We start from the raw sequence: 22663 nt of genomic DNA on the forward strand, positions 1-22663 counted from the left end.
ATGCAAGTTAACATGGATGAAACAGAAAAAATTGAATCAATGCCACCATCCATGTTGGTATCAGCTACATACAATAATAATTCAAAATCAGCAGTTTTAAAATTCTACGAACCAGAATCCCAGAAATTATTTTTATGGAAAGATGAAATTGGTCACAAACCATATTGTTATTCACGATTAGCTCCAGAAGAATTAGATTTTCTTCAAGAAAGAGATGATGTTTTAGAAATCAAAACTACTCAACGTTATGATTTGATGAAAGACAAAGAAATTGACATGTCAAAAATCACAGTTGCAGATCCTCTAGCAATTGGTGGAACTGCAGGAGATAAGAGTATCAGAAATGTAATTGAAACATGGGAGTCTGATATCAAATATTATGAGAATTATCTGTATGACAGAAAACTGATTGTTGGAAAATATTATGAAATTATAGATGGAAAAATAAAATCACATGATTTAGAAATTTCAGACGAGGTTAAGATTGCTCTGAAGAGTTTGTTGTGGGATAAAGTAGACAGCGAAAGTATGGTCGATGCTGAAGAATTTAAAAAATTTGTTTCAGAATGGGCAGACTTGCTTAATCAACCAATTCCAAAAATAAAAAGACTCAGTGTAGACATTGAAGTAGAAGCTGAGATTGGGAGGATTCCAGATCCAAAAATAGCTGAAAAGAAAGTTACAGCAATTGGAATGAAAGGAACAGACGGATTTGACCAAATTTTCGTGCTCAAAACAGAAGGAACAGAGCAAGGCACAAACGAATTAGACCAAAACATCAAAGTGACATTTTATGATTTAGACAAAGAAAAAGATATGATATTTGATGCGTTTAAGATCATCAAAGAATTCCCATTTGTTGTAACATACAATGGAGATGAATTTGATTTACCATATCTATACAACAGAGCAGAAAGACTTGGAATAAAAAATTCAGAAAATCCATTTTACATGATGAGAGATTCTGCAACACTCAAACAAGGAGTCCATCTTGATTTGTATAGAACATTTTCAAATAGATCATTTCAAATCTATGCCTTTAGTCAAAAATACACAAATTTTTCATTAAACTCAGTTTCAAAGGCATTACTTGGAAAAGAAAAGATAGACTATGGATTAGAGTTTGATGAATTAACACTCTATCAAACTGCAAATTATTGTTACAATGATGCTCTGCTAACATACGAACTTACAAGCTTTAACAGCGAATTGTTGATGCAGTTATTGGTAATCATTTCAAGAATTGGGAGAATGCCAATTGATGATATTGCAAGGATGGGAGTATCGCAATGGATTCGTAGTTTGTTGTATTATGAACATAGAAAGAGAAATTGTCTAATTCCAAAAAGACAGGAATTAGAAAGAAGATCAGAAGGAGTAATGTCAGATGCAGTAATCAAGGATAAAAAATACAGAGGAGGACTAGTCGTTGAACCAAAAGAAGGAATTCATTTCGATGTAGTTGTAATGGACTTTGCAAGTCTATATCCAAGCATAATCAAAGTCAGGAATCTATCATATGAAACTGTAAGATGTCCGCATGAAGAATGTAAAAAAAATTCAATTCCAGGAACAAACCACTGGACATGCTCAAAGAAGAACGGGTTAACATCAATGATTATTGGTTCACTAAGAGATTTGAGGGTAAATTACTACAAGAGTTTATCAAAAAAAGAGACATTAACTGATGAACAAAGACAGCAATACACAGTAGTCAGCCAAGCACTCAAAGTAATTCTCAACGCAAGTTATGGCGTAATGGGTGCTGAAATATTTCCGTTATATTTTCTACCAGCAGCAGAAGCCACTACTGCAATTGGAAGACACACAATTTTAGAGACGATTAAAAAATGTGAATCCACCGGAATAGAGGTTCTTTACGGAGATACGGATTCATTGTTTATCAAAAATCCAACTAAAGAACAGATTCAAACAGTTATTGAGCAAGCTAAAAAAGATCATGGGGTTGATTTAGAGATTGATAAAACATACAGGTATTGTGTGTTAAGTAACAGAAAGAAAAACTACCTAGGAGTTACCAAAGAAGGAAAAGTAGATGTAAAAGGACTAACAGGAAAAAAATCACACACTCCACCATTTATCAAAAAATTATTTTATGAATTACTTGACGTATTGTCTGAAGTTCAAACAGTAGAAGATTTCGAAAAAGCCAAAAAACAAATTTCTGAGAAAATTGCAACATGTGGAAAAAAAGTAGAAGCAAAAGAGATACCTCTAGAAGATTTGACATTTAATGTCATGCTTAGCAAAGCACCATCAGAATACACAAAAACAATTCCACAACACATACGAGCTGCAAAACAGCTTGAAACAATACGAGAGATTAAGAAAGGCGACAGAATTTCATACATCAAAATTCTAAACAAACCAGGAGTCAAACCTGTAGAAATGGCAAAGAAGGAAGAGATTGATTCAAAAAAATACATGGAATTTATGGAATCTACGCTTGAACAAATTACATCCTCAATGGATTTAGATTTTGACACGATTTTAGGTAAACCAAAACAAACAGGATTAGACGAATTTTTCTGGAACTAGTGAGAATAATGGAAGTTGATGGAACGCTACTGACAATTCTAGGAGTAGCTGCAGGAGTGTTAATTCTAACTGGATGGGTTGAACAAATCTACAAAGGATACAAGACAAAAAGCCTCAAAGATGTCTCAAAATTTTTGATGATTTTCATATCAGCAGGTGCAATTTTGTGGTTGATTTATGGCGTAATAGTAGAAGACGTCTTTATCATTGGAACAAATGTAGCTGCGATTGCTTTGATGATGATAGTATTAGCTATGAAGAAGATATACGATAAAAGATTAAGAAGTTAAATTAAAGATTAAATATAATACAAGAAGGTTCAAAGAACGATGTTTGTAATTAATTGTAAAAATTATGAAGAGATTTCAGGAGAAAAGATTATCAAATTTGTAAAAACTGCTGAAAAAGTTTCTAAAAAATTCAAAGTGAAAATTGCAATTTGTCCACCTCAACATTTGATTGGGACGGTATCAAATAGTTCAATTCCAATTTTTGCACAACATGTAGATAACTCTAAAGTTGGCAGTACAACAGGTTTCGTAATTCCAGAATTGTTAAAAAAATCAAAAGTCAATGGATCATTAATCAATCACAGTGAACATCGAATTTCATCAGATGAGATCAAAAAATTGGTTTTGAAATTAAAGGAATTAAAAATGACATCAATTGTTTGTGTAAAAGATGTTGCAGAAGCTAGAAAATATGCCAAACTAAATCCAAATTACATTGCAATAGAGCCTCCAGAGCTTATTGGTTCAGGAAAAGCAGTGTCAACTGAGAGACCAGAATTGATAACAAAGGCAGCAAGTGCTGTAAAAAGCGCAAAAAATAATACAAAACTTCTTTGTGGAGCAGGAATTGTTTCTGGACAAGACGTCTCAAAGGCAGCAGAACTAGGATCAAAAGGGATCCTTGTAGCAAGTGGCATAATCAAAGCAAAAAATTGGGACAAAATAATTTCTGAATTTGCCAAGGCATTAGTTTAAAAAGCCAAAAAATTTACGCATTTTTGCATGGCAAAAACAAAACCAGTTTATGCATTTGAAGAGGCAGATAGCAAAAAAAGAATGCTGCTAGGCGGGAAAGGAGCAGGATTAAGCGAGATGACTCGACTAAAACTCCCAGTACCACCAGGATTTACGATTACAACTGAGGTTTGTAACAAGTATTATGAAAACAACAGAAAGCTTCCAAAAGATGTCATGCCATTAGTAATGAAAAACATCGAAAAAATCGAAAAAAAGACAGGAAAGAAATGGAATTCAACGAAGAATCCATTACTGGTTTCAGTACGTTCTGGTGCAGCAATATCTATGCCAGGGATGATGGATACTATTTTGAATTTAGGATTAAATGAAAAAACAGTAGAAGGGTTAGCCACACAAACACAGAATCCACGTTTTGCATGGGATTCATATCGAAGATTTATTCAGTTATTTGGAAAAGTTGTATTTGGAGTAAATGACGAAAAATTTGATCACGTTTTAGATTCTGCAAAAACTAAACAAAAAGTAAAAGATGATAGTCAACTAAGTGTAGAATCTCTAAAAAAAATTGTATCAGAATACAAAAAAATCTGTGAAAAACATACCAAAAGAAAATTCCCAGATTCCCCTAATGAACAACTAGGATTAGCAATAAAGGCAGTTTTCAAAAGTTGGATGGGAGAAAGAGCTATAGTTTATCGTGAAAAAAATAACATTACAAAAGATATTGCAAATGGAACCGCAGTAAATGTAGTCACCATGGTATTTGGAAACATGGGAGACGACAGTGCCACTGGAGTAGTATTTACAAGAAACGGACATAATGGTAAAAAAGAGATCGAGGGAGAGTATCTAATCAATGCACAAGGTGAAGATGTTGTGGCAGGTGTTAGAACGGGAAAGAATGTTGCATTATTAAAAAAAGAGATGCCAAAATCTCATAAAGAATTAAGCAATGCATGTTCAAAATTAGAAAAACACTTCAGAGAACCACAAGACATCGAGTTTACAATTGAACAAGGAAAATTCTACTTGCTTCAAACTAGAACTGCAAAGATGAGTGCAGGAGCACTAGTAAAGACATCAGTAGACATGGTAAAAGAAAAATTAATTGATAAAAATAAAGCACTTACAAGAATTCCAGCACAACAATTAGAAGCATTACTCCATAGAACAATGGATGAATCAAAATTAAAGAATTTCAAGCAATTAGCAAAAGGAATTGCTGCATCACCAGGTGCAGCAAGTGGAATTGCAGTCTTTGATGTTAAAAAAGCAATAGAATGGGGTGAAGCAGGAAAGAAGATAATTCTAATTAGAAAAGAAACAAAACCTGAAGACGTTCCAGCATTCTTTTCATCAGAAGGAGTCTTGACAAGTTTGGGAGGAAAATCATCTCATGCAGCTATCGTGTCAAGAGGAATGGGCAAACCATGTATCGTAGGATGTTCAGAATTAAAAATTGATTATGACAAGAACACATGTACTGCAAACGGTAAAACCGTAAAAGAGGGAGAGATAATTACAATTAATGGTAGTGTAGGAACTGTTTTCATTGGACAAGTTCCAACTGTTGAACCTAAAGTCACTAAAGACTTTGAGCAAATTTTAGAATGGGCTCAAAAAACCAAGGTTCTAGGAATAAGAGCAAACGCAGACACTCCAGAGGCAGCAAAACTTGCAAGGAAATTTGGAGGCCAAGGTATTGGTTTGTGTAGAACAGAGAGAATGTTCAATGCAAATGACAGAATTGGGTTGTTTGTAGACATGATTATGGCTGAAAATATCGAACAAAGAGCAAAAGTGCTAAAGAAATTAGGGCAATTACAAAAAAGTGACTTTATTCAAATTCTAAAAGCAATGGAAGGTTATGAAGTCACAATTAGACTCTTAGATCCACCTTTGCACGAGTTCTTGCCAAACCCTGAAGAATTATCAGAGAAAATTCAGAAATTAAAAGCAAAGAAGGCAACTAAAGAAATCAAAAAAGCAGAAATTGTTCTAAAAAGAGCAAGAGAACTTGCAGAAGTAAACCCAATGATGGGTCATAGAGGAGTAAGAGTGGGGGTAACATATCCAGAAATCTATGAGATGCAAATTCAAGCAGTGTTTGACGCATTAGTAGAATTAACTAAAAGAAAGGTAAAGGCACATCCTCAAATCATGATTCCACAAATCAGCAGCATTGCAGAATTAAATCACATCAAGAAAATTTATGACTCCATAAAGAAAGAAACAGAGAAAAAACACAAGATGAAATTAAACATTAACTTTGGAACAATGATTGAAGTAGTAAGAGCCGCATTAACTGCAAATGAGCTTGCAACTACGGCAGAATTCTTTAGTTTTGGCACAAATGACCTAACTCAAGGGACATTTAGTTTTAGTAGAGAGGATGTAGAAGGGAAATTCCTTCCAGAATACATGGAAAAAGAATTACTTGAAAGAAGTCCTTTCCAATCAATTGATGTCAATGGTGTTGGAAGTCTAATTAAAATTGGAATTGCTAATGGTCGCGGAATAAGAAAGAATATGGAAGTTGGTATTTGTGGAGAACACGGAGGAGATCCTGATTCAATAAAATTCTGTCATGCAGCAAAACTAAGTTATGTTAGTGCATCACCACACAGAATTCCTATTGCAATTGTTGCAGCAGCTCAGGCTGCAATAGAGCAACCAAAAAGAAAATAATCCAGTATAGTTTAATAGAGATTTAGTTCTACTAAACCCAAAATGCTTCCAAATGTAGAATCAATAAAGCAAATGAGGCAAAAATTGGGAATTACCCAAAAAAAACTTGCCAGTATGACAGGCGTTAGTACATCTATGATTAATCAAATAGAGTCAGGAAGAAGTCAGCCAAGTTATGAGACTGCAAAAAAGATTTTTGAAAATTTGTCAAACTTGGAAAGTAGATCATCATCTCATAAAGCAGGAGATTTTTGTAGTCAAGATATTGTAAAACTAAAACCATCCAATACATTGCATGACGCAATCAAAAAAATGCATGAGTTGTCAATCAGTCAGATTCCAGTGTTTGATGGAAAAGAGATAGCAGGGGTTGTATCAGAAGATGGAATTGTTAAACACCTTGCAGATGTTGGAGAAGCAGAATTGAAAAATGCAAAGCTTGCAGATACAATGGATCCTGTTCCACCAATAGTTGATTTTGAAACACCTGCAAATGTCCTAGTTCCATTGATTCGTTATTCAAAATGTATTCTTGTAGCAAAGAAATCAAAAGTTGTAGGAATCATTACAGCTTCAGACACATTAAAGATGATGGAATAGTTTTTTCAAACTATTTTGGATGAGCACAAAGTTCAGCCAAAACGCCATGGAGTGATTTTGGATGGATAAAAGTGACTTTGGTACCTGCAGAACCAGGTCTAATCTGTCCTAAAAATTGAATGCCACATCCTTCCATTCTTTCTACTTCACCTTCAATATTGTCAGTTTCAAGGGCCATATGATGTAGTCCTTGACCTTTTTTCTCCAAGAATTTTTTGATGGGGCTGTTATCATTTGTTGGTTGCATTAATTCAACACGGCCATTTTCTAAATGAATAATTGCAACTTTGACACCTTCAGATTCTACTGTTTCAAATTCTACAGAATCAACACCCAAAGCTTGTTGGTAAACTTTGGCGGATTCTTCAACATCATTTACTGCTATTGCAATATGATCAATCTTCATCTAAAATACCTCCTTTGGACGATATTCACCAAAGACTTCACGAAATGCATTGCTGATTTCACCAGTAGTAGCATAAGATTTCGCTGCAGTGATTATGTAAGGCATAAGATTCTCATCAGTATCAGCTGCACTTTGCATTGCAGATAATGCTTTTTCCCATTTCTTTTTGTCACGAGATGCACGTAATTGTTTTAATGCTTTTTTCTGTTGAATCTCAACTTTACCGCCAATTCTAAGTAGTTCTGGCTGCTCTTCTTCTTCAACATACTTGTTAACACCAACTAGAATTCTTTCACCATCATCAGCCTCTTTCTTCAAACGATATGCATTTGCTCTAATTTCAGATTGGAAGAATCCTTTCTCAATTGCCTTTACTGAACCACCCATTTTCTGAATTTTCTTAAGATATTTCCAAACACCATCTTCAATTTGATCAGATAACTCCTCAAGATAGTGAGAGCCGCCAAGTGGATCTGCAGTCTTTGTGATTCCACTCTCATGGGCAACAATTTGTTGTGTTCTCAAGGCTATTTTTGCAGATTCCTGTGTTGGAAGTGCCAGTGCTTCATCTCTAGAGTTTGTGTGAAGAGATTGAGTACCGCCAGCTACTGCTGCCATGGTTTGAATTGCTACACGAATGATATTGTTATCAGGTTGTTGTGCAGTTAATGATTCACCACTAGTTTGAGTATGGAATTTTAGTTGTAATGATTTTGGATTTTTTGCATTAAACATTTCTTTGAGAATTTTTGCATAAACTTTTCTTGCAACTCTAAACTTTGCAACTTCTTCAAAGAATTCTATGGTGCAACAGAAGAAAAATGACAAACGTGGTGCAAAGTCATCAATCTTTAGTCCTTTATCTAAACATGTTTGAATGTAAGCAATTGCATTTGCCAAAGTAAATGCAACTTCTTGTGTTGCAGTACATCCTGCTTCTCTCATATGGTAACCAGAAATAGATACAGGATACCATGAAGGAACTTTTTCGGCACAATAACCAATCATATCACCAATTAATCTCATTGAAGGTTGTGGGGGATAGATGTAGGTATTTCTTGCAATGTATTCTTTGAGGATATCATTTTGAGTTGTTCCACGTAGTTCATGGCTTTTGAATCCTTGGGATTCTCCAACTGCAATATAATATGCAAGTAATGTTGATGCTGTAGAATTAATTGTCATTGAAGAGCTGACCTTTCCTAATGGAATGCCATCAAATGCAGTCATCATATCTTTAATGGACGTAATTGAAACTCCAACTTTGCCAACTTCTCCTTCTGCTTGAGGAGAATCAGAATCATATCCAATTTGGGTAGGAAGATCAAATGCCATAGAGAGTCCGGTTTGACCTTTTTCAAGCATAAACTTGAATCGCTCATTTGTAAGCTTGGCATCACCAAATCCAGAGTATTGTCTCATAGTCCAGAATCTATCACGGAACATTCCAGGGTGAATTCCACGGGTAAATGGGTATTTACCAGAATCCTCTACGGTCCTTTTCTTTGAGGATTTTTGGTAAATTCGTTTTACTGTAAAATTAGAGTCAGTAAAGATTTTCTTTTCAGGTTGTTTTGGTTTTGATTTTTTTGCGGCCATTATTCATCACTTTAACATGGATTTTGTAATTTTGTCTCCTGCATCAAATGGATCAATGTCTTTTGATTGTAATTTCTTTAGGTATTTTGTAAATGTTTTATCAGAATCCAACATGTCATCAATCTTTTCTCGCATGTTATTTAAAACAATATCTTTTAGTTCTGCCTCTAATCGTTCTTGGTCCTTTTGTTCCTTTGATTTCTTTTTTAATGCCATCATATTTTTGAGAGTCTTTGCAAATTCAGCAATTCCAGTGTTCTTTTTTACCGAAGTCTTGAGAATTACAGGGTTTCTATCAGAATCCCCAATAAAATCACGTACTGCATCAAATAGTTGGTTTGTTCCACTAAGGTCACTCTTGTTGACAAGATACACATCACCAATTTCAGTAAGACCAGCTTTGATTGTTTGAATACTATCACCAGTATTTGGATTAAAGACTACAACAGTAATGTCTGCAATGTTAGAAATTTCAACTTCAGTTTGTCCAGCTCCTACACTTTCAATAATAATTGGATTGAATCCTGCATATTCCAAAACACGAATGCTGTTTCGTAGAGAACGAGATACTGCGCCAGTTGCACCTCTAGATGCAATGCTACGAATGTAAGTTCCAGAATCAGTAGACTCAGTCATCCTAACTCTATCACCTAAAATTGCACCTCCTGTAAGATGGCTAGTTGGGTCTACTGCCAAAACAGCAGGTTTTGTGCCTAGTTTTTTCATTGCCACTGCTGTTTTGTTTATCAAAGAACTTTTTCCAGCTCCTGCAGGACCAGTAATTCCAATAATAATAGAAGTTCCAGTATTTTTGAAAATTTTCTTTAAGAGTTTTTTTGATTCTTTTTGATCATTTTCAACTACAGTGATAGCTTTTGCAATTGCTCCACGTTTTCCTTTCTTTAAATCAACAAGCAAATCCAATACAAAGTAATCTTTAGAGGTGCAATAAAATCTTGTATGTGATCTAAGGTCTTGAATAAATTACAGGAGGTATAGGATCACCTAATTCGTGTATCTCTGTTTTTAGTTGAACATGTCCTAGTTCTGGATGTTCTATTTCTAAAACGACAGGGTGGATTTCCCAACCATATTTTGGCTCACCTGGAAATGGAACAATTTCAATGAATGCAGGACTAGAGAATGTTTTTTGATATGTCTCTTCCATTCCAAGAATTTCCATAACTACAGAATCAGTTTTTTCAGATTTATCAGAAAATGCAACTTCAACATGCCCTGTATCATAGTATACTGCATTTACTTGAAATGTTTGACGGAGTTCATCCTTGTCATCATCAGCTCCACCAGTCAAAAAGAATATTGCAAGAACAGTAAATACTCCAAGAAAGATAGGGGAGAGAAGTTTTCTTGCCATAGTTATTTGAATTCTTTTCTCATTTGGCGTAAGAATCGGGAGTGAATTCGTATTTTTTCTAATGTTTGAGCTTGAGTTCTTTCAGTGCCAGGTGTGGGATGAGATTTGAAAAATGATTTGATTTCTTTTTCCATCGAATCATCTGCGACTAGTGCAATACTTGCAACAATTCTATTAAACAAAGGATTGCCATAACCTACTTTTTTGCTTAATTTGCCCCAATTCTTCTTTAGCCAAGGCCAAAGAATCTTCTTGCCATAAGGATTTGCGGCAATCTTCATGATTGGTAACTGCATGTTTTGTGAACGTACTTCTGAGGTTTGAGAGAATTGCAGGGTTTTGATCAATAATTTTTCATTCTTGAAACTACACATTGCACCTAAGAATCTTAATTTCTCTTCAGTTGTTTTTGCTTTTTTGTATAAGGTTACAAATTGAGAGTGAGTCTTTGCATTACCAGTACGAGCAACAAGTGAGAAAACAGGTTCTCTAATATCAGGATGAAGTGATGATGGGTTTTTCAAAAATTCTTTGAATTTAATTTGCGCTTGTTCAAGTACATGTTCGTCACCAAATTTACCCAACACAATTATTGCATAGCCTCTCATAAACGCATCAGTGTGTCTATCTGTTTTTTGAGGAATCCAACCAAGATCAGATAAAATCTTTCTAAAGTAATTGATAGCATAACTTCTAATTTGTTCTGTGAAATCCTCAAAGAAAGTCAATGATGCTAAAAAGTTCAGATTGTTTGCAACATTTGTTTGGGGAAGATAAGAGTCTTCATCAAAATATGCATCAGAAAAATCCAAGTAATTTTCCACGTCTTCTTTTCCTGCAACACACAATGCAAACAAATCATTTTGAATTGCCCATCTATCAACAGGAGTAATTTGTTTTTGATCAACTAACATTTTGAGATCAAGTAAAATTCCATCGTCATATTTTACACGATAAAATCCAGTGCGTCCAATATTTGCAACAAATCCAGGTCCTTTTGGTGCTTTAACAGTAGTAGATTTTTTGGTTAATAGATTCGTCTTTGTTTCTTTTCCCAAACCATAAGTAATTGGAACATGCCATAATCCTTTTTGGGTTTTCTTTGTAGGTTCCATCAAAAAGCGGTTTTGTTTAATAACCAAATCATTATTCTTTTGAGAGATGTCAATTTGAGGAAATCCAGGCTGTTTTAGCCACGAATTAACCATGGAACTGACAGGCATTTTTGAGGCTTTGCCAATTGCATCCCACAAGTCTTGTCCTTTGGCATTTCCATACTTGAATGCAGAAAGATATTTCTTGAGTCCTGCTCTAAAATTTTTCTCACCAACATAATTTTCAAGCATTCTCAAAACACATCCACCCTTGTCATATGAGATTGCATCAAAGATTTCACGAATTTCAGCAGGAGAGTTGACAGTAACATCAATTGGATGAGTTGTTTTTAGAGCATCCAATCCCATTGCAGTATTCATTGCATCTTCAATGAATTGGTCCCAGAGATTCCATTCAGGATAAAATTTGTCAACAAACTTTGTTGCCATAAATGTTGCAAAGCTTTCATTGAGCCACAAGTCATTCCACCATTTCATGGTAACAAGATTGCCAAACCATTGATGTGCAATCTCATGAGAAATTACTTCGGCAATGAATTGCTTTGTTCTAGTAGAAGATGTCTTAGGATCATAAAGCAAGATTGTTTCTCTAAATGTAATGGCACCCCAGTTCTCCATTGCACCTGCTGCAAAGTCAGGAATTGCAATCAAATCTAATTTAGGTAATGGGTACTTTATTCCAAAATATTTTTCATAGGATGTCAGTAATTTCTTTCCAAGTTCTAAAGAGTATTTTCCTTTTGATTTGTTACCTTTTGTTGTTATAACTCTAATCTGTACTTTGCCTGTCTTTCCAGTTAGATATTCAAACTCACCAACACCAAGATAAATCAAATAAGTTGAAACAACAGGGGTTTTTCCAAATTTGTATAGGGTTTTATTTTTGATTTTTTTCTTGGTTGAAATGGGCATGTTCGAAATGGCAGTAAACTTGTTGTCTGCAATGATTGAAATCTCAAATGTGGCCTTTGCTTCAGGCTCATCCCAACAGGGAAATGCACGTCTAGCGTCTGCTGCCTCAAATTGAGTAGTTGCAAGATATTTTGTTTTTCCACCTTGTTTGTATTGGCTGCGATAAAATCCCAATAATCTATCATTTAGAATTCCTTGAAACTCAAGATGAATTGTTGCCTTGCCTTTGATTTTTTCACCTAATCTGATTGATAGTCTTTCTTTATTCTCATCAGTTTTCGGGATAGATTTTATGGTTTTAGAGCCAGACTTTACAATACAAGATTTGATTTTGATTTCTGCACAATCCATGGAAATTAGATTTGTTGCTTTTTTACAAAAAACTGTAATAGTTTCAGTTCCCAAAAATATGAATTTTTTAAGATCTGGCTCAAATGTTAACTCATAATTTATGGGATTGACGTCCACGATTCAGGTCATTTTGATACTCTTTAAGTAGATTTTCTATTAAAATGCAAATCAGAAAATCAAATAAAGCATTTAAAATATACAAAATAAAGAATAACATCATGAAGCAAAAAGCACAAGCAAGAAACATCAAGATTCTAGTTGCAAAATTAGGCCTTGATGGACATGATAGAGGAGCACTTGTTTTGTGTAGAGCATTTAGAGATGCAGGGATGGAAGTTATCTATTCAGGACTATTTGCAACACCAGAGCGAGTAGCACAAATTGCAGAAGATGAAGATGTCGATGCAATTGCAATGAGTTTGCTTAATGGTGCACATGGAACATTATTCCCAAGAGTAGTCAAAGCCCTCAAAAAGAAAAAGATCAATGATGTCCTAGTAGTTGGAGGAGGAGTAATTCCAGAAATTGATCATAAAGATTTGATTAAAGGAGGAGTTGACCACGTATTTGGGCCAGGAACACCATTACCTACAATTATCAATCATATCAATACAGGCGTAGGTAAATTAAGAAAAATATAAGAAAAAAGAATTATTCTGTGGAATCAGGCCACATCATTTTACGCATTTCTTTACCAACTTTTTCAATTTGGTGTTCGTCATATTGTTTCATGTGTTTGTCAAATGCATCTTTACCGTTTTTCTGATATTCAGAAATCCACTCGTTGTTGAATGTACCATCTTGAATCATGGTTAGAACTTTTTTCATGTTCTCTTTGTTTGCAGCATCCATAACCATTGGGCCACGTGTCAAACCACCATATCTGGCAGTCTCACTTACACGTCTCCACATTCCATTGATACCATATCTTTGAATCATATCTACAATGAGTTTGAGTTCATGTAAGACTTCAAAGTATGCAATTTCTGGTTGGTATCCTGCTTCAACTAGAGTTTCAAATGCATTTGTTACCATAGAAGCTGCACCACCACAAAGGTCTGCTTGCTCACCAAACCAATCAGTTTCTACTTCTTCTTTGAAAGCAGTTTTGATTAATCCAGCTCTTGCACTTCCAATTGCTTTTGCAATTCCCAATGTTCTATCCCAAGCTTTTCCTGTAAAGTCTTGTTCAACTGCAACAATAGCAGGAGTTCCAAAATTATCAAGATAGGTTTCTCTCACTTTGGAACCAGGTCCTTTTGGTGCAATCATGATTAAGTCAACATTGTTTGGCGCTTCAATCCATTTCCAATAGATTGCAGCTGCATGAGAAAATGACAATGCTTTTCCTTCAGAAAGATTTGGTCCGATTTCATCTTTGTATACTTGACCTTGAATCATATCTGGAATCAATATGTGAATAATGTCTGCCTGTTTTGTGGCATCTGCTACTGACATTACTTTGTGACCATCAGCTTCGGCTTTTTTCCAGCTGTTACCGCCTTCTTTGAGACCGATTATAACATTGAGACCAGAGTCTTTCATGTTGTTTGCTTGTGCATCACCTTGGATTCCATAACCAATTACAGCAATGGTTTGATCTTTTATTGGATCAAGACTGATATCGGTATCTTTCCATGTTTGTGCCATGGTTTTGGCAAAATCTTTTGCAAATATTAACTATGAAACCTAGATTTCGATGATTTTTTCACATGAACGGCATTTTACAGTGACTTTTTCTCCAGGTAATCTAATGAATCGTTTAGAACCACATTCAGGGCAAATAGGACAAGCACGTACAGGTTCCATCAGTGTTTAGTAGGATTAGTATCAGATTTAGAAATTACGGATAATCGGTTTTTGGCATCAATTTTTGTTAAAAACTCATGAACTGCATTTGGGACAGAGTCTTTCCAATTTTCACCAGAGATTATCATAGAACGGATTTTAGTTGCATTGTATTGATTTCGGTCTAAAAATTCAGGTTTTACAACTGGAATTCCAGAATCAGCTAATAACATAGAGACATAATCATTGCCACTATACACTTTATCAAAATGAGGCAGTGCAGATTTCAAATACGAACTCCATGTTGCAATGTTAAATTGATTTTCAATAGATATGACAAAACATTTTTTCAAATCCAAGTTTGTTTCTTTTAGAGAATTGTGAATCATCTCAATTCTTTCACCCGCAGTGAAAGGATCTTTTTCTAAATAATTGAATTGAGCACTAGTAATAGCAATAATTACTTCATCACATTGGTCAAGAATCTGTTTAGCTAATTCTAAATGACCCAAATGAAAAGGCTGAAACCTTCCCATCATCAATCCACGCATAATGAATCAATAAAGTTGATTTAATTAAATAAGACTATTTTATTTGGCCACTGCCAAGTATTCTGATTGTAGGAGATTCGGGTTTTAAGATAATTGCAATTTGTCCAGATTTGCATACAATTGGTTTTTCAAATGTGAGTTTAAGTGGAGATATAGAAGTAAATTTTGCTGCTTTGATCTGCAGGCCTATGTTAACTAAACAGCCTTGGTTTTCTGCAATTTCACTTTTGTAGAAAGGACTTTTTTGAAAATCAATTTCAATTTCTGTTTTGATGACTACTGCTCCTTCTTCGCAAATGACATCTCCACGTCCAACTTCATCAGGCTTTGCTCCTTTTACTGCCAATCCCACTCTTGCAGGACATAGGGATTCCTCCACAGGATCATCATGCATTTGAATTGATTTTATGAGTACATCAATTCCGGCAGGATAGAGTTTTAGATTATCATATTGTTTTACTTTGCCAGTTGTGACTTTGCCCAAGATTACAGTTCCAACACCCTTTACATCAAAACAATGGTCTATGACCATTTCAGAAATACCATCAGTCGAAATAGGTTCAAGTTTATCCATCTCTTCTTTAATTTTTTCCTGATCAACTTTGACATACTTTTCAACGACAGTACCTTTGATCATTGCATCTAGTTTTGATTCGTCGACTTCAAACGTGTGAGATAAAATTCCTTTATCTTTTTTTAAAGAATCAAGTGCGATGATTTGCTCTCCTGTGAATTTATCTAATTTATCAACATGAAATATTACGTATTCTGCAAGATTAATTGCCTGAAACAAAGGTTGTATTTTGTCAGGGAATCCACTTGGCGCAACCCATGTTTTGATGATGTCAGATTCTTTTCTATCATAAAGAGTTAGATCAGTTTCTGTTCCTTTTTTTCCAAATTCAGATGCAATGTCTTGTTTGCCCAAAACTACAAAATTAATTGATTTTACCACAATGAAATTTTAGAATTAGGCACTAAAAACTATACGAAATGTTCCTATGGAAATGTATTCAACACAGCAGCATAACTTGCAAATCTGTGATTTTTTGGTTTGACTAATTTTTGACGATACTTTTTGATAGGTTTTCCAATAGCACCATTTAAACCAAGTGGCCCTTTTACCATGCCAGATTTATTTGCCCAGTACAAAACCTCATCTGAAGGTGCAAAATAGTTTATAATTTTCTTGTTGACAATCTGATTTAACATGTTACGATATATCGGAGATGTAGGAACATCTTCCGTAATTGATGCACCAAAGAAATAGACACTTTCTAAAATCCCAGAATTTTGTTTCTTTTTTGCAAGATATTCGATTGTACTTAGTATAACTTGAGAGCCTAACGAATGTCCCATTAATCGTATCTTTGTTTTTGGACTAGATTCTTTAAAATCTTCAATGAATTTTCCTAGATTTCGTCCATTCTTTTTTGCAATATTTTGCCCTACAGCCAAAGCATGTTTTGCATGTTTGATTAAATGTGCACCAGTAGTGTTTGAATCATAACTAAATCCAATAACAGGATGAGAATATCCTAATTTGCGCAATCTGTTACGTGCCAAAACTGCTTTTGCAATGGCACCGGCATTATCATTTCTCAAACCATGAATCATTATGGTTAATTCTTTTGAATCAATTAATTTCTGAAAATCTTTTTTTGGGTAAAGGTAATAGTTGTTTTTCTTTAGAGTTTTTCCAGTTTTCAGATCATAGTATCCTCGAGTTGAAATTCTAGGAACAGGTTTCATTTTATTCTGAAGGTCCTAGTTGTTTTTTGTATTTTTCAATGTCTGTAGGTTCAACTCTGGCAAATAAGGGAGATGCATCACCAAGTGTATGACCTGAAGAGACTCCTAAAACAGACATATCATTCCAGTTTTGTTCATTAATTTTGCCATCTAGTGCAAGTTGAGTCCATATGTTTTGAGCAGATTTTGGAATAAATGGAAATACCGCAATTGCCAAACTTCGAACTGCATTAACTGCAAGATAGACACAACTTGCAGTTCCTGGACCTTTCTTCCAAGGTTCTTTGTGCTGAAAATATTGGTTAAAGTAAGATGAAAACTCCATAATTTTCTTTAATGCCCTATCAAGATGATTTTGTTCCATCAAAGCACCAACATCAGATGCAAGTGATTTTATTTTTTGTTCTGCCTCAGAATCTTTTTGATCAAAATCCTCAGGGTCAGGAATTTTTCCATCAAATGTCTTTTTTGTAAATCCTAATGCACGATTAACAAAGTTTCCAAGGTTCCCAATTAGTTCAGAATTGATTCTAGTTGTAAAATCATCCCAATCAAAGTTCAAGTCATCTTGAGAATACGGATTAATGGACACAAGATAAAATCTCAGATAATCTGCAGGATAATATTCTAAGAACTCTTTAAGACCGATATACCAATTTCTACTCTTTGAGATTTTTTTTGCTTGAAGTGTCAGATGGCCTCTTGTTGGAATGTAATCAGGTAGTTTGTATTCACTTTCAATACCTAGCCTCATTGCAGGTAAGAACAGATAATGATGATAGACAATGTCTTTACCAATAAAATGATAAATGTCAGCAGAATTCCAAAATTCTTTTCCGTCAATACCTTTATCGTTTAGAAATTTTAGAGCAGTTGAGATGTATGCCAAGTGGTTATCAAACCAACCATAGAACACTTTGTCTTTTGCACCATCAAGTGGAACAGGAACACCCCAAGTAATATCTCGAGTAATGTCCCAATCAATTAAGCCAGATTTTATCCAATTTTGTACGTATTTTTTTACATCTTTTTGTAGATGTTCATTTTCATCTAACCATTTTGATAGAGGTTCTGCAAAGTTTTTGAGTTTAAAGAAATAGTGTGTTGTCTTTTCTTTTGTTGGAGGTTGACCACATAAAGAACATTTTGGATTTGTGATCTCTTCAGGAACTCTACCACAACTCTCACAAAGATCAGAGTATTGGTCTTCAGCCTTACAGTACGGGCATGTGCCTTTGACATATCTATCAGGTAGGAATTTTTTGTCATTATTACAATAGAACTGAATTATTTCTTGTTCGTAAATGTGGCCAGCATCATTGAGTTTTTTGAACACATCTTGAACAAATTCAATATTTTCAGGAGAACTAGTCTTGTAAAAATAATCAAAATCAATGTCAAATGAGCTAAAATCCTCATAATCACGTTTATTCCAATGAGCAACATATTCTGCAGGAGTCTTTCCTTCTTTTTCAGATTGAATTAAGATTGGAGTTCCAAAATCATCAGATGCACATACGTAATATGCCTCAACTCCATTTTGTTTTAGAAATCTGGTTGTAACGTCTGCAGGCAGATAAGTAGATGCAACATGACCTAAGTGAATCTCACCGTTTGCATAAGGTAATGCACTAGTAATGATAGCTTTTTTGTTCATTAGATATTCTCAAAAGCAGTATTAGGGTTAAGAAGTTTTACCAACTGTTTGCGTATTTTACTTGCGCAGGAGTAAGTTTGTCAATTTTTACATCCATAGCCTTTAGTGCATCAACTGCAACTTGAGTATCGATTTCTTGAGGGACATTGATGATTTTGTTTTCCATCTTTTTGTGATTTTTGAGGATATACATCACAGATAAAATCTGATTTGAAAATGATTGTGCCATAACTTCTGGAGGATGTCCTTCAGCTGCAACCAAGTTTGCAAGACGACCTTGTCCAATTAGATAGACTTTCTTGCCGTTCTTGAGAACACATTCATCAAGTGCAGGTCTGACTTCTTTAACAGATTTTGATTTCTTTAACAAAAATTCACTGTCAATTTCAACATCAAAGTGACCAACATTTCCCATGATTGCGCCATCTTTCATCTTTAGAATGTGTTCTTTTCTAATTACACTAGTCATTCCAGTACAAGTGATAAAGATGTCACCTAGCTTTGCAGCTTGAGACATTGGCATTACTTCAAAGCCATCCATGTGAGCTTCAAGAGCTTTTACAGGATCAATCTCAGTTACAATTACTTTGGAGCCCATTCCATGGCATCTTGATGCAACACCACGTCCAACCCAACCATAACCTACAACTACAACACGTTTTGATGCCATAAGCAAGTTCATTGCACGTAGATATCCATCAATTGTACTTTGACCAGTGCCGTATCTATTATCAAACATGTGTTTGGTATATGCTTCATTTACTAAGATTACAGGGTAACGTAATTTTCCTTGATTCTCAACTGCTCTGATTCTAGTTACACCAGCAGTAGTTTCTTCAGTTGCTCCAAGGATTTCCATATCTTTGAATCGTTTATCAAAGTGAGCCTTGACGTTCATGTCGGCTCCATCATCAGTGAGAATTGTTGGTTTGTGTTTTAGGACTTGATCAATACACCAATCATATTCTTTTACAGATTGACCATGCCATGCATAAACATGAATTCCTTGAGATGCCAAAAATGCCGCAATATTGTCTTGAGTTGTGAGCGGATTTCCACCACAACATGCAACATTTGCACCAAGTTCTTTTGCGCCCATTAGTAGTACGGATGTCTCTTTTGTGACATGGAGACAAAATCCAAGTGTAATACCTTTGAGAGGTTTTGATTTTTTGAGTCGATTAATTGTGTTATCTAGAATTTGCATATGAGATCTTGCCCATTCATAGGATAGTTTTCCTTCTTTGATCAGTTTTGGGCTAGACTTTACTTTGCTCATAAACAAGCCCTCGTTTTCAGATATAAAATCCTATCATGCGAATGTAAATAAATGACAAAATTAACAAAAAACCATTGGCCTGGAAGAAAATTGCAGAGAAAGGAGATATTGATGCAGGTAAAGGCAAAGCCTTTGAAATTGACGGAAAACAGATTGCAATTTTTAATCAAGACGGATATCATGCAATAGACGATCTATGTGTACATCAAGACGGTTCAATTGCACCAGGTAAACTTGATGGAGACATAGTAGAATGCCCATTACACTTTTGGCATTACAACATCAAAACAGGTGAGTTGACTGATTATCTCAAAGATGTAAAATTAGAAACATATCCTGTTGAAGCAAGAGATGACGGCATTTACGTAGATGTTTAGAAATTTTTAGGCACTTTGTTGAGGTAAATACTCACGAAAATAATTCAAATTCTCAGTTTATGTCAAATGAAGAATAGTCTCAGAATTAAAATCTAGGACTGAATATTTTTTCCACATTTGATAGTTGTTGAATTTCGGAAGTAGTAATAATTTCATCTAATACGTCAACCACAGCATCAAGTAGTACCACCATTTTAGATTCAGATATTTCGGTTTTTTCATCTTTTTCAAATTCAAAAAGAGTAGTTCCAATAGTTTTAGAGACAGAATTCAAAGAAGGGTGAAGAGGGGCATGATTGCCATTATTATGTAATGAATTTCTAACAATAGCAAGAATATTTAGAATTTCTAAACTGTTTACTTTATCAGATACAGTAATTGTATCCAATAATTTTTTTGCAATATTATAAAATCCAGAAGGAGGATCTTGAGAAGAATCTAGAGCGGACAAAAGTGTTTTTAGACAATTTTCAATCACAAAATGAGACATAGTTAAGAGAGTTAATTTACTAATTACCTGAAATTCTTCCCATTGAACTTGTTCATCATATCCAATTCCAATTACATTTGTAAAAACTTCAGGAGGTTGCAATGATTGATTTTGTCTAGCATGCATCAGATGTACCATTATTTCATAATGAATTAGTTGAGAGCGTAAAACTCCAAAAACATGTTTACGATTATCATCATCTTCAAAATTTGAATTTTCCCTAATCTGTTTTAGTTTTTGATCTATTCTTTTACATTCATCAAACAGTTCTTGTAAGTTCATAGAATATTGAAATATGAACAATAGTTAAACATTATAGTCAATAGAGTAATAGTTCATCATGCATAGTGAAAATGAAATAGTAGGTAAATGTAGAGATTTTCAACTAAATGACAGAACTTTTAAAAAATTTAATCGTCCAGCGATGATTATTACAATACTAGCAATAGTTATTCCAATAGCAATTCTTGTTCCAACATCAACTGAAAATGAGGAGGGAGAATTAGACATCACAACTTCTCCTTATGCCCCATATGGGGGAATAGGATTTCTTGCAGGAATTATTGTTGCGTATATTCTTTCAAAAAAAGCCAGCAAATACAAAATACGAGCAAATCAAGAATGGGCAATTTACACATTAATTGTATATGAAAACATTATCGAATATCAAAGAGAAAAAGCGCCTGAAGAATACCTAACTAATGCAAAAGAGAAATTAGAAGATTTGATTGAAGAGATTCAATCAAAAATTGACAATACAGATGATAAAGTACAATGGATTATTCCATTCGTTAATCCAATCAATGAGTTAGTGAATATTTTAGACAATAAAATTTATCCAATTATTGAAAGCAGTAATAAACAAAATATTCCTCAAGTAAAATCATATTTAATTAAATTGATGACCTATTTCATATCACCATCAAAGTCATTGTTAGAGGAATTAATCGCAGAAAAAATTCTAATAGTTGAGGACAAACCTAAATTAAAAATTGTGAAATCAGCAAGAAGACCACTGCCATTCAAAAATTTTGGAATATTTGTAATCTTTCTAGGAATAGGAATTGTAACATTTCTTTTGGCACCAGAATTAGATGTTGACAAAAATTCAGCATTCTTAGCAGCCGCAAGTTTAACAGGGGCGTTATCTGGCGGATATTTAGTATACATAAAAAAATAATTTCAAAAAAATAGAGCCATTACAAAATATTTTATTTTTAAAAATGAGAATAAACATTACAAATAATATTAAAAACCAAAAACAAATTAAAAATTCAATTTGAAGGAATTTACGATTGAAAAAGTGAGAATATACATTATTTTCAAAGATTTTTATCAAAACAGTAGGCACAATTTTTATTCTCAGTTTTTACAAATGAATCATTGAACCAAGAAATTATTGATGAGATAAAAAATCAAGATTATGAATCCATTACCAGTACAATTGAAAATTTTCTAGAAGAGCAAATGCAAAAAAATCATTCAGATGGACTTATTCTAGGATTAAGTGGTGGAGTAGACTCTGCAGTTTTAGCATACATTTGCAAAAGAAAATTCAAAGACAAGACAACTGCAATAGTTATGCCAGATACATCAATCACACCAAAAACTGAAACAGAAGATGCACTAAAGATGATTTCACTAACAGGAATGCCATACAAGCTAATTGACATCAATCCAATAGTCAACGAATATTCTATGTATCTAGAGCCAAATGAAAGAGCAAAGGGGAATCTCCGAGCAAGAGTCAGAACAAACATTTTGTATTATTATGCAAATGCCAAAAACTATCTAGTGTTAGGATCAAGTGACAAAAGTGAATACTTGATTGGGTATTTTACAAAATTTGGAGACGGTGCATCAGATATTACTCCAATAGTATCACTATACAAACTCCAAGTAAGAGAGATTGCAAAATATTTAGGAATTCCAGAAAATGTTATTGCAAAAAAGAGCAGTCCACATTTGTGGAAGGATCATGAAGCAGAAAATGAACTCGGAGTATCATATGAAGAAGTAGACTCTATTCTTTATTGTCTATTTGACAAAAAACTCTCTATTGATGAGACTCACAAATTAACAGGAATTGAAGTTTCTGTAATAGTAAAGATCCAAGAATTAAACAAAAACAGTGAACATAAAAGATTGCCAGCTCAAAAGCCAGATAGAGAATAA

General features: G+C 34.2%; 21 protein-coding genes. 9 read left to right on the forward strand and 12 right to left on the reverse strand.

The features are described from left to right. From ACQY2P_RS03585 to ACQY2P_RS03605, 5 genes are read left to right on the forward strand one after another with little or no spacing between them, the layout of a single operon-like run. On the forward strand, window positions 1-2559 hold the full coding sequence (locus tag ACQY2P_RS03585) for a DNA-directed DNA polymerase I (RefSeq protein WP_428327034.1): 2559 nt from the start codon (window positions 1-3) through the stop codon (window positions 2557-2559). Between the two features lie 8 nt (window positions 2560-2567). After that, the gene (locus ACQY2P_RS03590; protein WP_428327035.1) at window positions 2568-2849 is read left to right on the forward strand and encodes a SemiSWEET family sugar transporter; all 282 of its coding nucleotides are present in this window, start codon (window positions 2568-2570) and stop codon (window positions 2847-2849) included. Between the two features lie 39 nt (window positions 2850-2888). Beyond that, on the forward strand, window positions 2889-3545 hold the full coding sequence (tpiA, locus tag ACQY2P_RS03595; RefSeq protein ID WP_428327036.1) for a triose-phosphate isomerase: 657 nt from the start codon (window positions 2889-2891) through the stop codon (window positions 3543-3545). 27 nt (window positions 3546-3572) lie between these two features. Further along, window positions 3573-6236, forward strand: coding sequence for a pyruvate, phosphate dikinase (ppdK, locus tag ACQY2P_RS03600; protein ID WP_428327037.1), 2664 nt, complete (start codon window positions 3573-3575; stop codon window positions 6234-6236). 42 nt (window positions 6237-6278) lie between these two features. Continuing rightward, window positions 6279-6836: a helix-turn-helix domain-containing protein gene (locus ACQY2P_RS03605; RefSeq protein ID WP_428327038.1), complete on the forward strand. Its 558-nt coding sequence runs from the start codon at window positions 6279-6281 to the stop codon at window positions 6834-6836. A gap of 10 nt (window positions 6837-6846) precedes the next feature. Here the strand turns inward: ACQY2P_RS03605 and mce are convergent, their stop codons facing one another. From mce to ACQY2P_RS03630, 5 genes are read right to left on the reverse strand one after another with little or no spacing between them, the layout of a single operon-like run. Beyond that, window positions 6847-7242: a methylmalonyl-CoA epimerase gene (mce, locus tag ACQY2P_RS03610; protein ID WP_428327039.1), complete on the reverse strand. Its 396-nt coding sequence runs from the start codon at window positions 7240-7242 to the stop codon at window positions 6847-6849. Then, on the reverse strand, window positions 7243-8841 hold the full coding sequence (locus ACQY2P_RS03615) for an acyl-CoA mutase large subunit family protein (RefSeq protein WP_428327040.1): 1599 nt from the start codon (window positions 8839-8841) through the stop codon (window positions 7243-7245). It lies immediately after the preceding gene. Between the two features lie 6 nt (window positions 8842-8847). Beyond that, window positions 8848-9765 carry a methylmalonyl Co-A mutase-associated GTPase MeaB gene (gene meaB / locus ACQY2P_RS03620; protein WP_428327041.1) on the reverse strand — a complete coding sequence of 306 codons (918 nt, stop codon included), beginning with the start codon at window positions 9763-9765 and terminating at the stop codon, window positions 8848-8850. Between the two features lie 43 nt (window positions 9766-9808). Then, complete coding sequence (locus ACQY2P_RS03625; RefSeq protein WP_428327042.1) at window positions 9809-10216, reverse strand: hypothetical protein; 408 nt, start codon at window positions 10214-10216, stop codon at window positions 9809-9811. A 2-nt stretch (window positions 10217-10218) separates the two neighbouring features. Further along, window positions 10219-12711 carry a M1 family metallopeptidase gene (locus tag ACQY2P_RS03630; RefSeq protein WP_428327043.1) on the reverse strand — a complete coding sequence of 831 codons (2493 nt, stop codon included), beginning with the start codon at window positions 12709-12711 and terminating at the stop codon, window positions 10219-10221. A 101-nt stretch (window positions 12712-12812) separates the two neighbouring features. Between ACQY2P_RS03630 and ACQY2P_RS03635 the strand changes: the two genes are divergently transcribed. Further along, entirely contained in the window at window positions 12813-13235 is a 423-nt protein-coding gene (locus ACQY2P_RS03635) for a cobalamin B12-binding domain-containing protein (RefSeq protein WP_428327044.1), read from the forward strand. 10 nt (window positions 13236-13245) lie between these two features. Here ACQY2P_RS03635 and ilvC read toward each other — a convergent pair whose 3' ends face one another. The 6 genes from ilvC to ACQY2P_RS03665 all read right to left on the reverse strand — a co-directional run bounded on the left by ilvC (window position 13246) and on the right by ACQY2P_RS03665 (window position 19621). Next, the gene (gene ilvC, locus ACQY2P_RS03640; protein WP_428327045.1) at window positions 13246-14244 is read right to left on the reverse strand and encodes a ketol-acid reductoisomerase; all 999 of its coding nucleotides are present in this window, start codon (window positions 14242-14244) and stop codon (window positions 13246-13248) included. Between the two features lie 158 nt (window positions 14245-14402). Next, window positions 14403-14933 (reverse strand): nicotinamide-nucleotide adenylyltransferase, encoded by a 531-nt coding sequence (locus tag ACQY2P_RS03645; RefSeq protein ID WP_428327046.1) that lies wholly within the window; start codon window positions 14931-14933, stop codon window positions 14403-14405. A 34-nt stretch (window positions 14934-14967) separates the two neighbouring features. Then, on the reverse strand, window positions 14968-15888 hold the full coding sequence (locus ACQY2P_RS03650) for an EF-Tu/IF-2/RF-3 family GTPase (protein ID WP_428327047.1): 921 nt from the start codon (window positions 15886-15888) through the stop codon (window positions 14968-14970). Between the two features lie 44 nt (window positions 15889-15932). Next, entirely contained in the window at window positions 15933-16685 is a 753-nt protein-coding gene (locus ACQY2P_RS03655; RefSeq protein WP_428327048.1) for a DUF726 domain-containing protein, read from the reverse strand. A 1-nt stretch (window position 16686) separates the two neighbouring features. Next, window positions 16687-18342: a methionine--tRNA ligase gene (gene metG, locus ACQY2P_RS03660; protein ID WP_428327049.1), complete on the reverse strand. Its 1656-nt coding sequence runs from the start codon at window positions 18340-18342 to the stop codon at window positions 16687-16689. Window positions 18343-18379: 37 nt separating this feature from the next. Then, window positions 18380-19621 carry an adenosylhomocysteinase gene (locus ACQY2P_RS03665; RefSeq protein WP_428327050.1) on the reverse strand — a complete coding sequence of 414 codons (1242 nt, stop codon included), beginning with the start codon at window positions 19619-19621 and terminating at the stop codon, window positions 18380-18382. Window positions 19622-19695: 74 nt separating this feature from the next. On the opposite strand from ACQY2P_RS03665, the gene ACQY2P_RS03670 reads away from it, so the two are divergent. Continuing rightward, window positions 19696-19998: a Rieske (2Fe-2S) protein gene (locus tag ACQY2P_RS03670; RefSeq protein ID WP_012215348.1), complete on the forward strand. Its 303-nt coding sequence runs from the start codon at window positions 19696-19698 to the stop codon at window positions 19996-19998. Window positions 19999-20083: 85 nt separating this feature from the next. Here the strand turns inward: ACQY2P_RS03670 and ACQY2P_RS03675 are convergent, their stop codons facing one another. Next, the gene (locus ACQY2P_RS03675) at window positions 20084-20770 is read right to left on the reverse strand and encodes a hypothetical protein (RefSeq protein ID WP_428327051.1); all 687 of its coding nucleotides are present in this window, start codon (window positions 20768-20770) and stop codon (window positions 20084-20086) included. Window positions 20771-20828: 58 nt separating this feature from the next. On the opposite strand from ACQY2P_RS03675, the gene ACQY2P_RS03680 reads away from it, so the two are divergent. Both ACQY2P_RS03680 and ACQY2P_RS03685 read left to right on the forward strand, forming a co-directional pair. After that, window positions 20829-21668, forward strand: coding sequence for a hypothetical protein (locus ACQY2P_RS03680; RefSeq protein WP_428327052.1), 840 nt, complete (start codon window positions 20829-20831; stop codon window positions 21666-21668). A gap of 203 nt (window positions 21669-21871) precedes the next feature. After that, window positions 21872-22663, forward strand: a complete 792-nt coding sequence (locus ACQY2P_RS03685; RefSeq protein WP_428327053.1) for an NAD+ synthase — start codon at window positions 21872-21874, stop codon at window positions 22661-22663.

Origin of the sequence: Candidatus Nitrosopumilus sp. (assembly GCF_965262695.1) — an archaeon.
Taxonomy (GTDB): Archaea; Thermoproteota; Nitrososphaeria; order Nitrososphaerales; family Nitrosopumilaceae; genus Nitrosopumilus.

What these genes read in the sequence shown, in the direction of transcription:
- ACQY2P_RS03585 (WP_428327034.1), top strand. Translation starts at nt 1, where the DNA reads ATGCAAGTTAACATGGATGAAACAGAAAAAATTGAATCAATGCCACCA.
- ACQY2P_RS03590 (WP_428327035.1), top strand. Translation starts at nt 2,568, where the DNA reads ATGGAAGTTGATGGAACGCTACTGACAATTCTAGGAGTAGCTGCAGGA.
- tpiA (WP_428327036.1), top strand. Translation starts at nt 2,889, where the DNA reads ATGTTTGTAATTAATTGTAAAAATTATGAAGAGATTTCAGGAGAAAAG.
- ppdK (WP_428327037.1), top strand. Translation starts at nt 3,573, where the DNA reads ATGGCAAAAACAAAACCAGTTTATGCATTTGAAGAGGCAGATAGCAAA.
- ACQY2P_RS03605 (WP_428327038.1), top strand. Translation starts at nt 6,279, where the DNA reads ATGCTTCCAAATGTAGAATCAATAAAGCAAATGAGGCAAAAATTGGGA.
- mce (WP_428327039.1), bottom strand. Translation starts at nt 7,242, where the DNA reads ATGAAGATTGATCATATTGCAATAGCAGTAAATGATGTTGAAGAATCC.
- ACQY2P_RS03615 (WP_428327040.1), bottom strand. Translation starts at nt 8,841, where the DNA reads ATGGCCGCAAAAAAATCAAAACCAAAACAACCTGAAAAGAAAATCTTT.
- ACQY2P_RS03625 (WP_428327042.1), bottom strand. Translation starts at nt 10,216, where the DNA reads ATGGCAAGAAAACTTCTCTCCCCTATCTTTCTTGGAGTATTTACTGTT.
- ACQY2P_RS03635 (WP_428327044.1), top strand. Translation starts at nt 12,813, where the DNA reads ATGAAGCAAAAAGCACAAGCAAGAAACATCAAGATTCTAGTTGCAAAA.
- ilvC (WP_428327045.1), bottom strand. Translation starts at nt 14,244, where the DNA reads ATGGCACAAACATGGAAAGATACCGATATCAGTCTTGATCCAATAAAA.
- ACQY2P_RS03645 (WP_428327046.1), bottom strand. Translation starts at nt 14,933, where the DNA reads ATGCGTGGATTGATGATGGGAAGGTTTCAGCCTTTTCATTTGGGTCAT.
- ACQY2P_RS03655 (WP_428327048.1), bottom strand. Translation starts at nt 16,685, where the DNA reads ATGAAACCTGTTCCTAGAATTTCAACTCGAGGATACTATGATCTGAAA.
- metG (WP_428327049.1), bottom strand. Translation starts at nt 18,342, where the DNA reads ATGAACAAAAAAGCTATCATTACTAGTGCATTACCTTATGCAAACGGT.
- ACQY2P_RS03665 (WP_428327050.1), bottom strand. Translation starts at nt 19,621, where the DNA reads ATGAGCAAAGTAAAGTCTAGCCCAAAACTGATCAAAGAAGGAAAACTA.
- ACQY2P_RS03675 (WP_428327051.1), bottom strand. Translation starts at nt 20,770, where the DNA reads ATGAACTTACAAGAACTGTTTGATGAATGTAAAAGAATAGATCAAAAA.
- ACQY2P_RS03680 (WP_428327052.1), top strand. Translation starts at nt 20,829, where the DNA reads ATGCATAGTGAAAATGAAATAGTAGGTAAATGTAGAGATTTTCAACTA.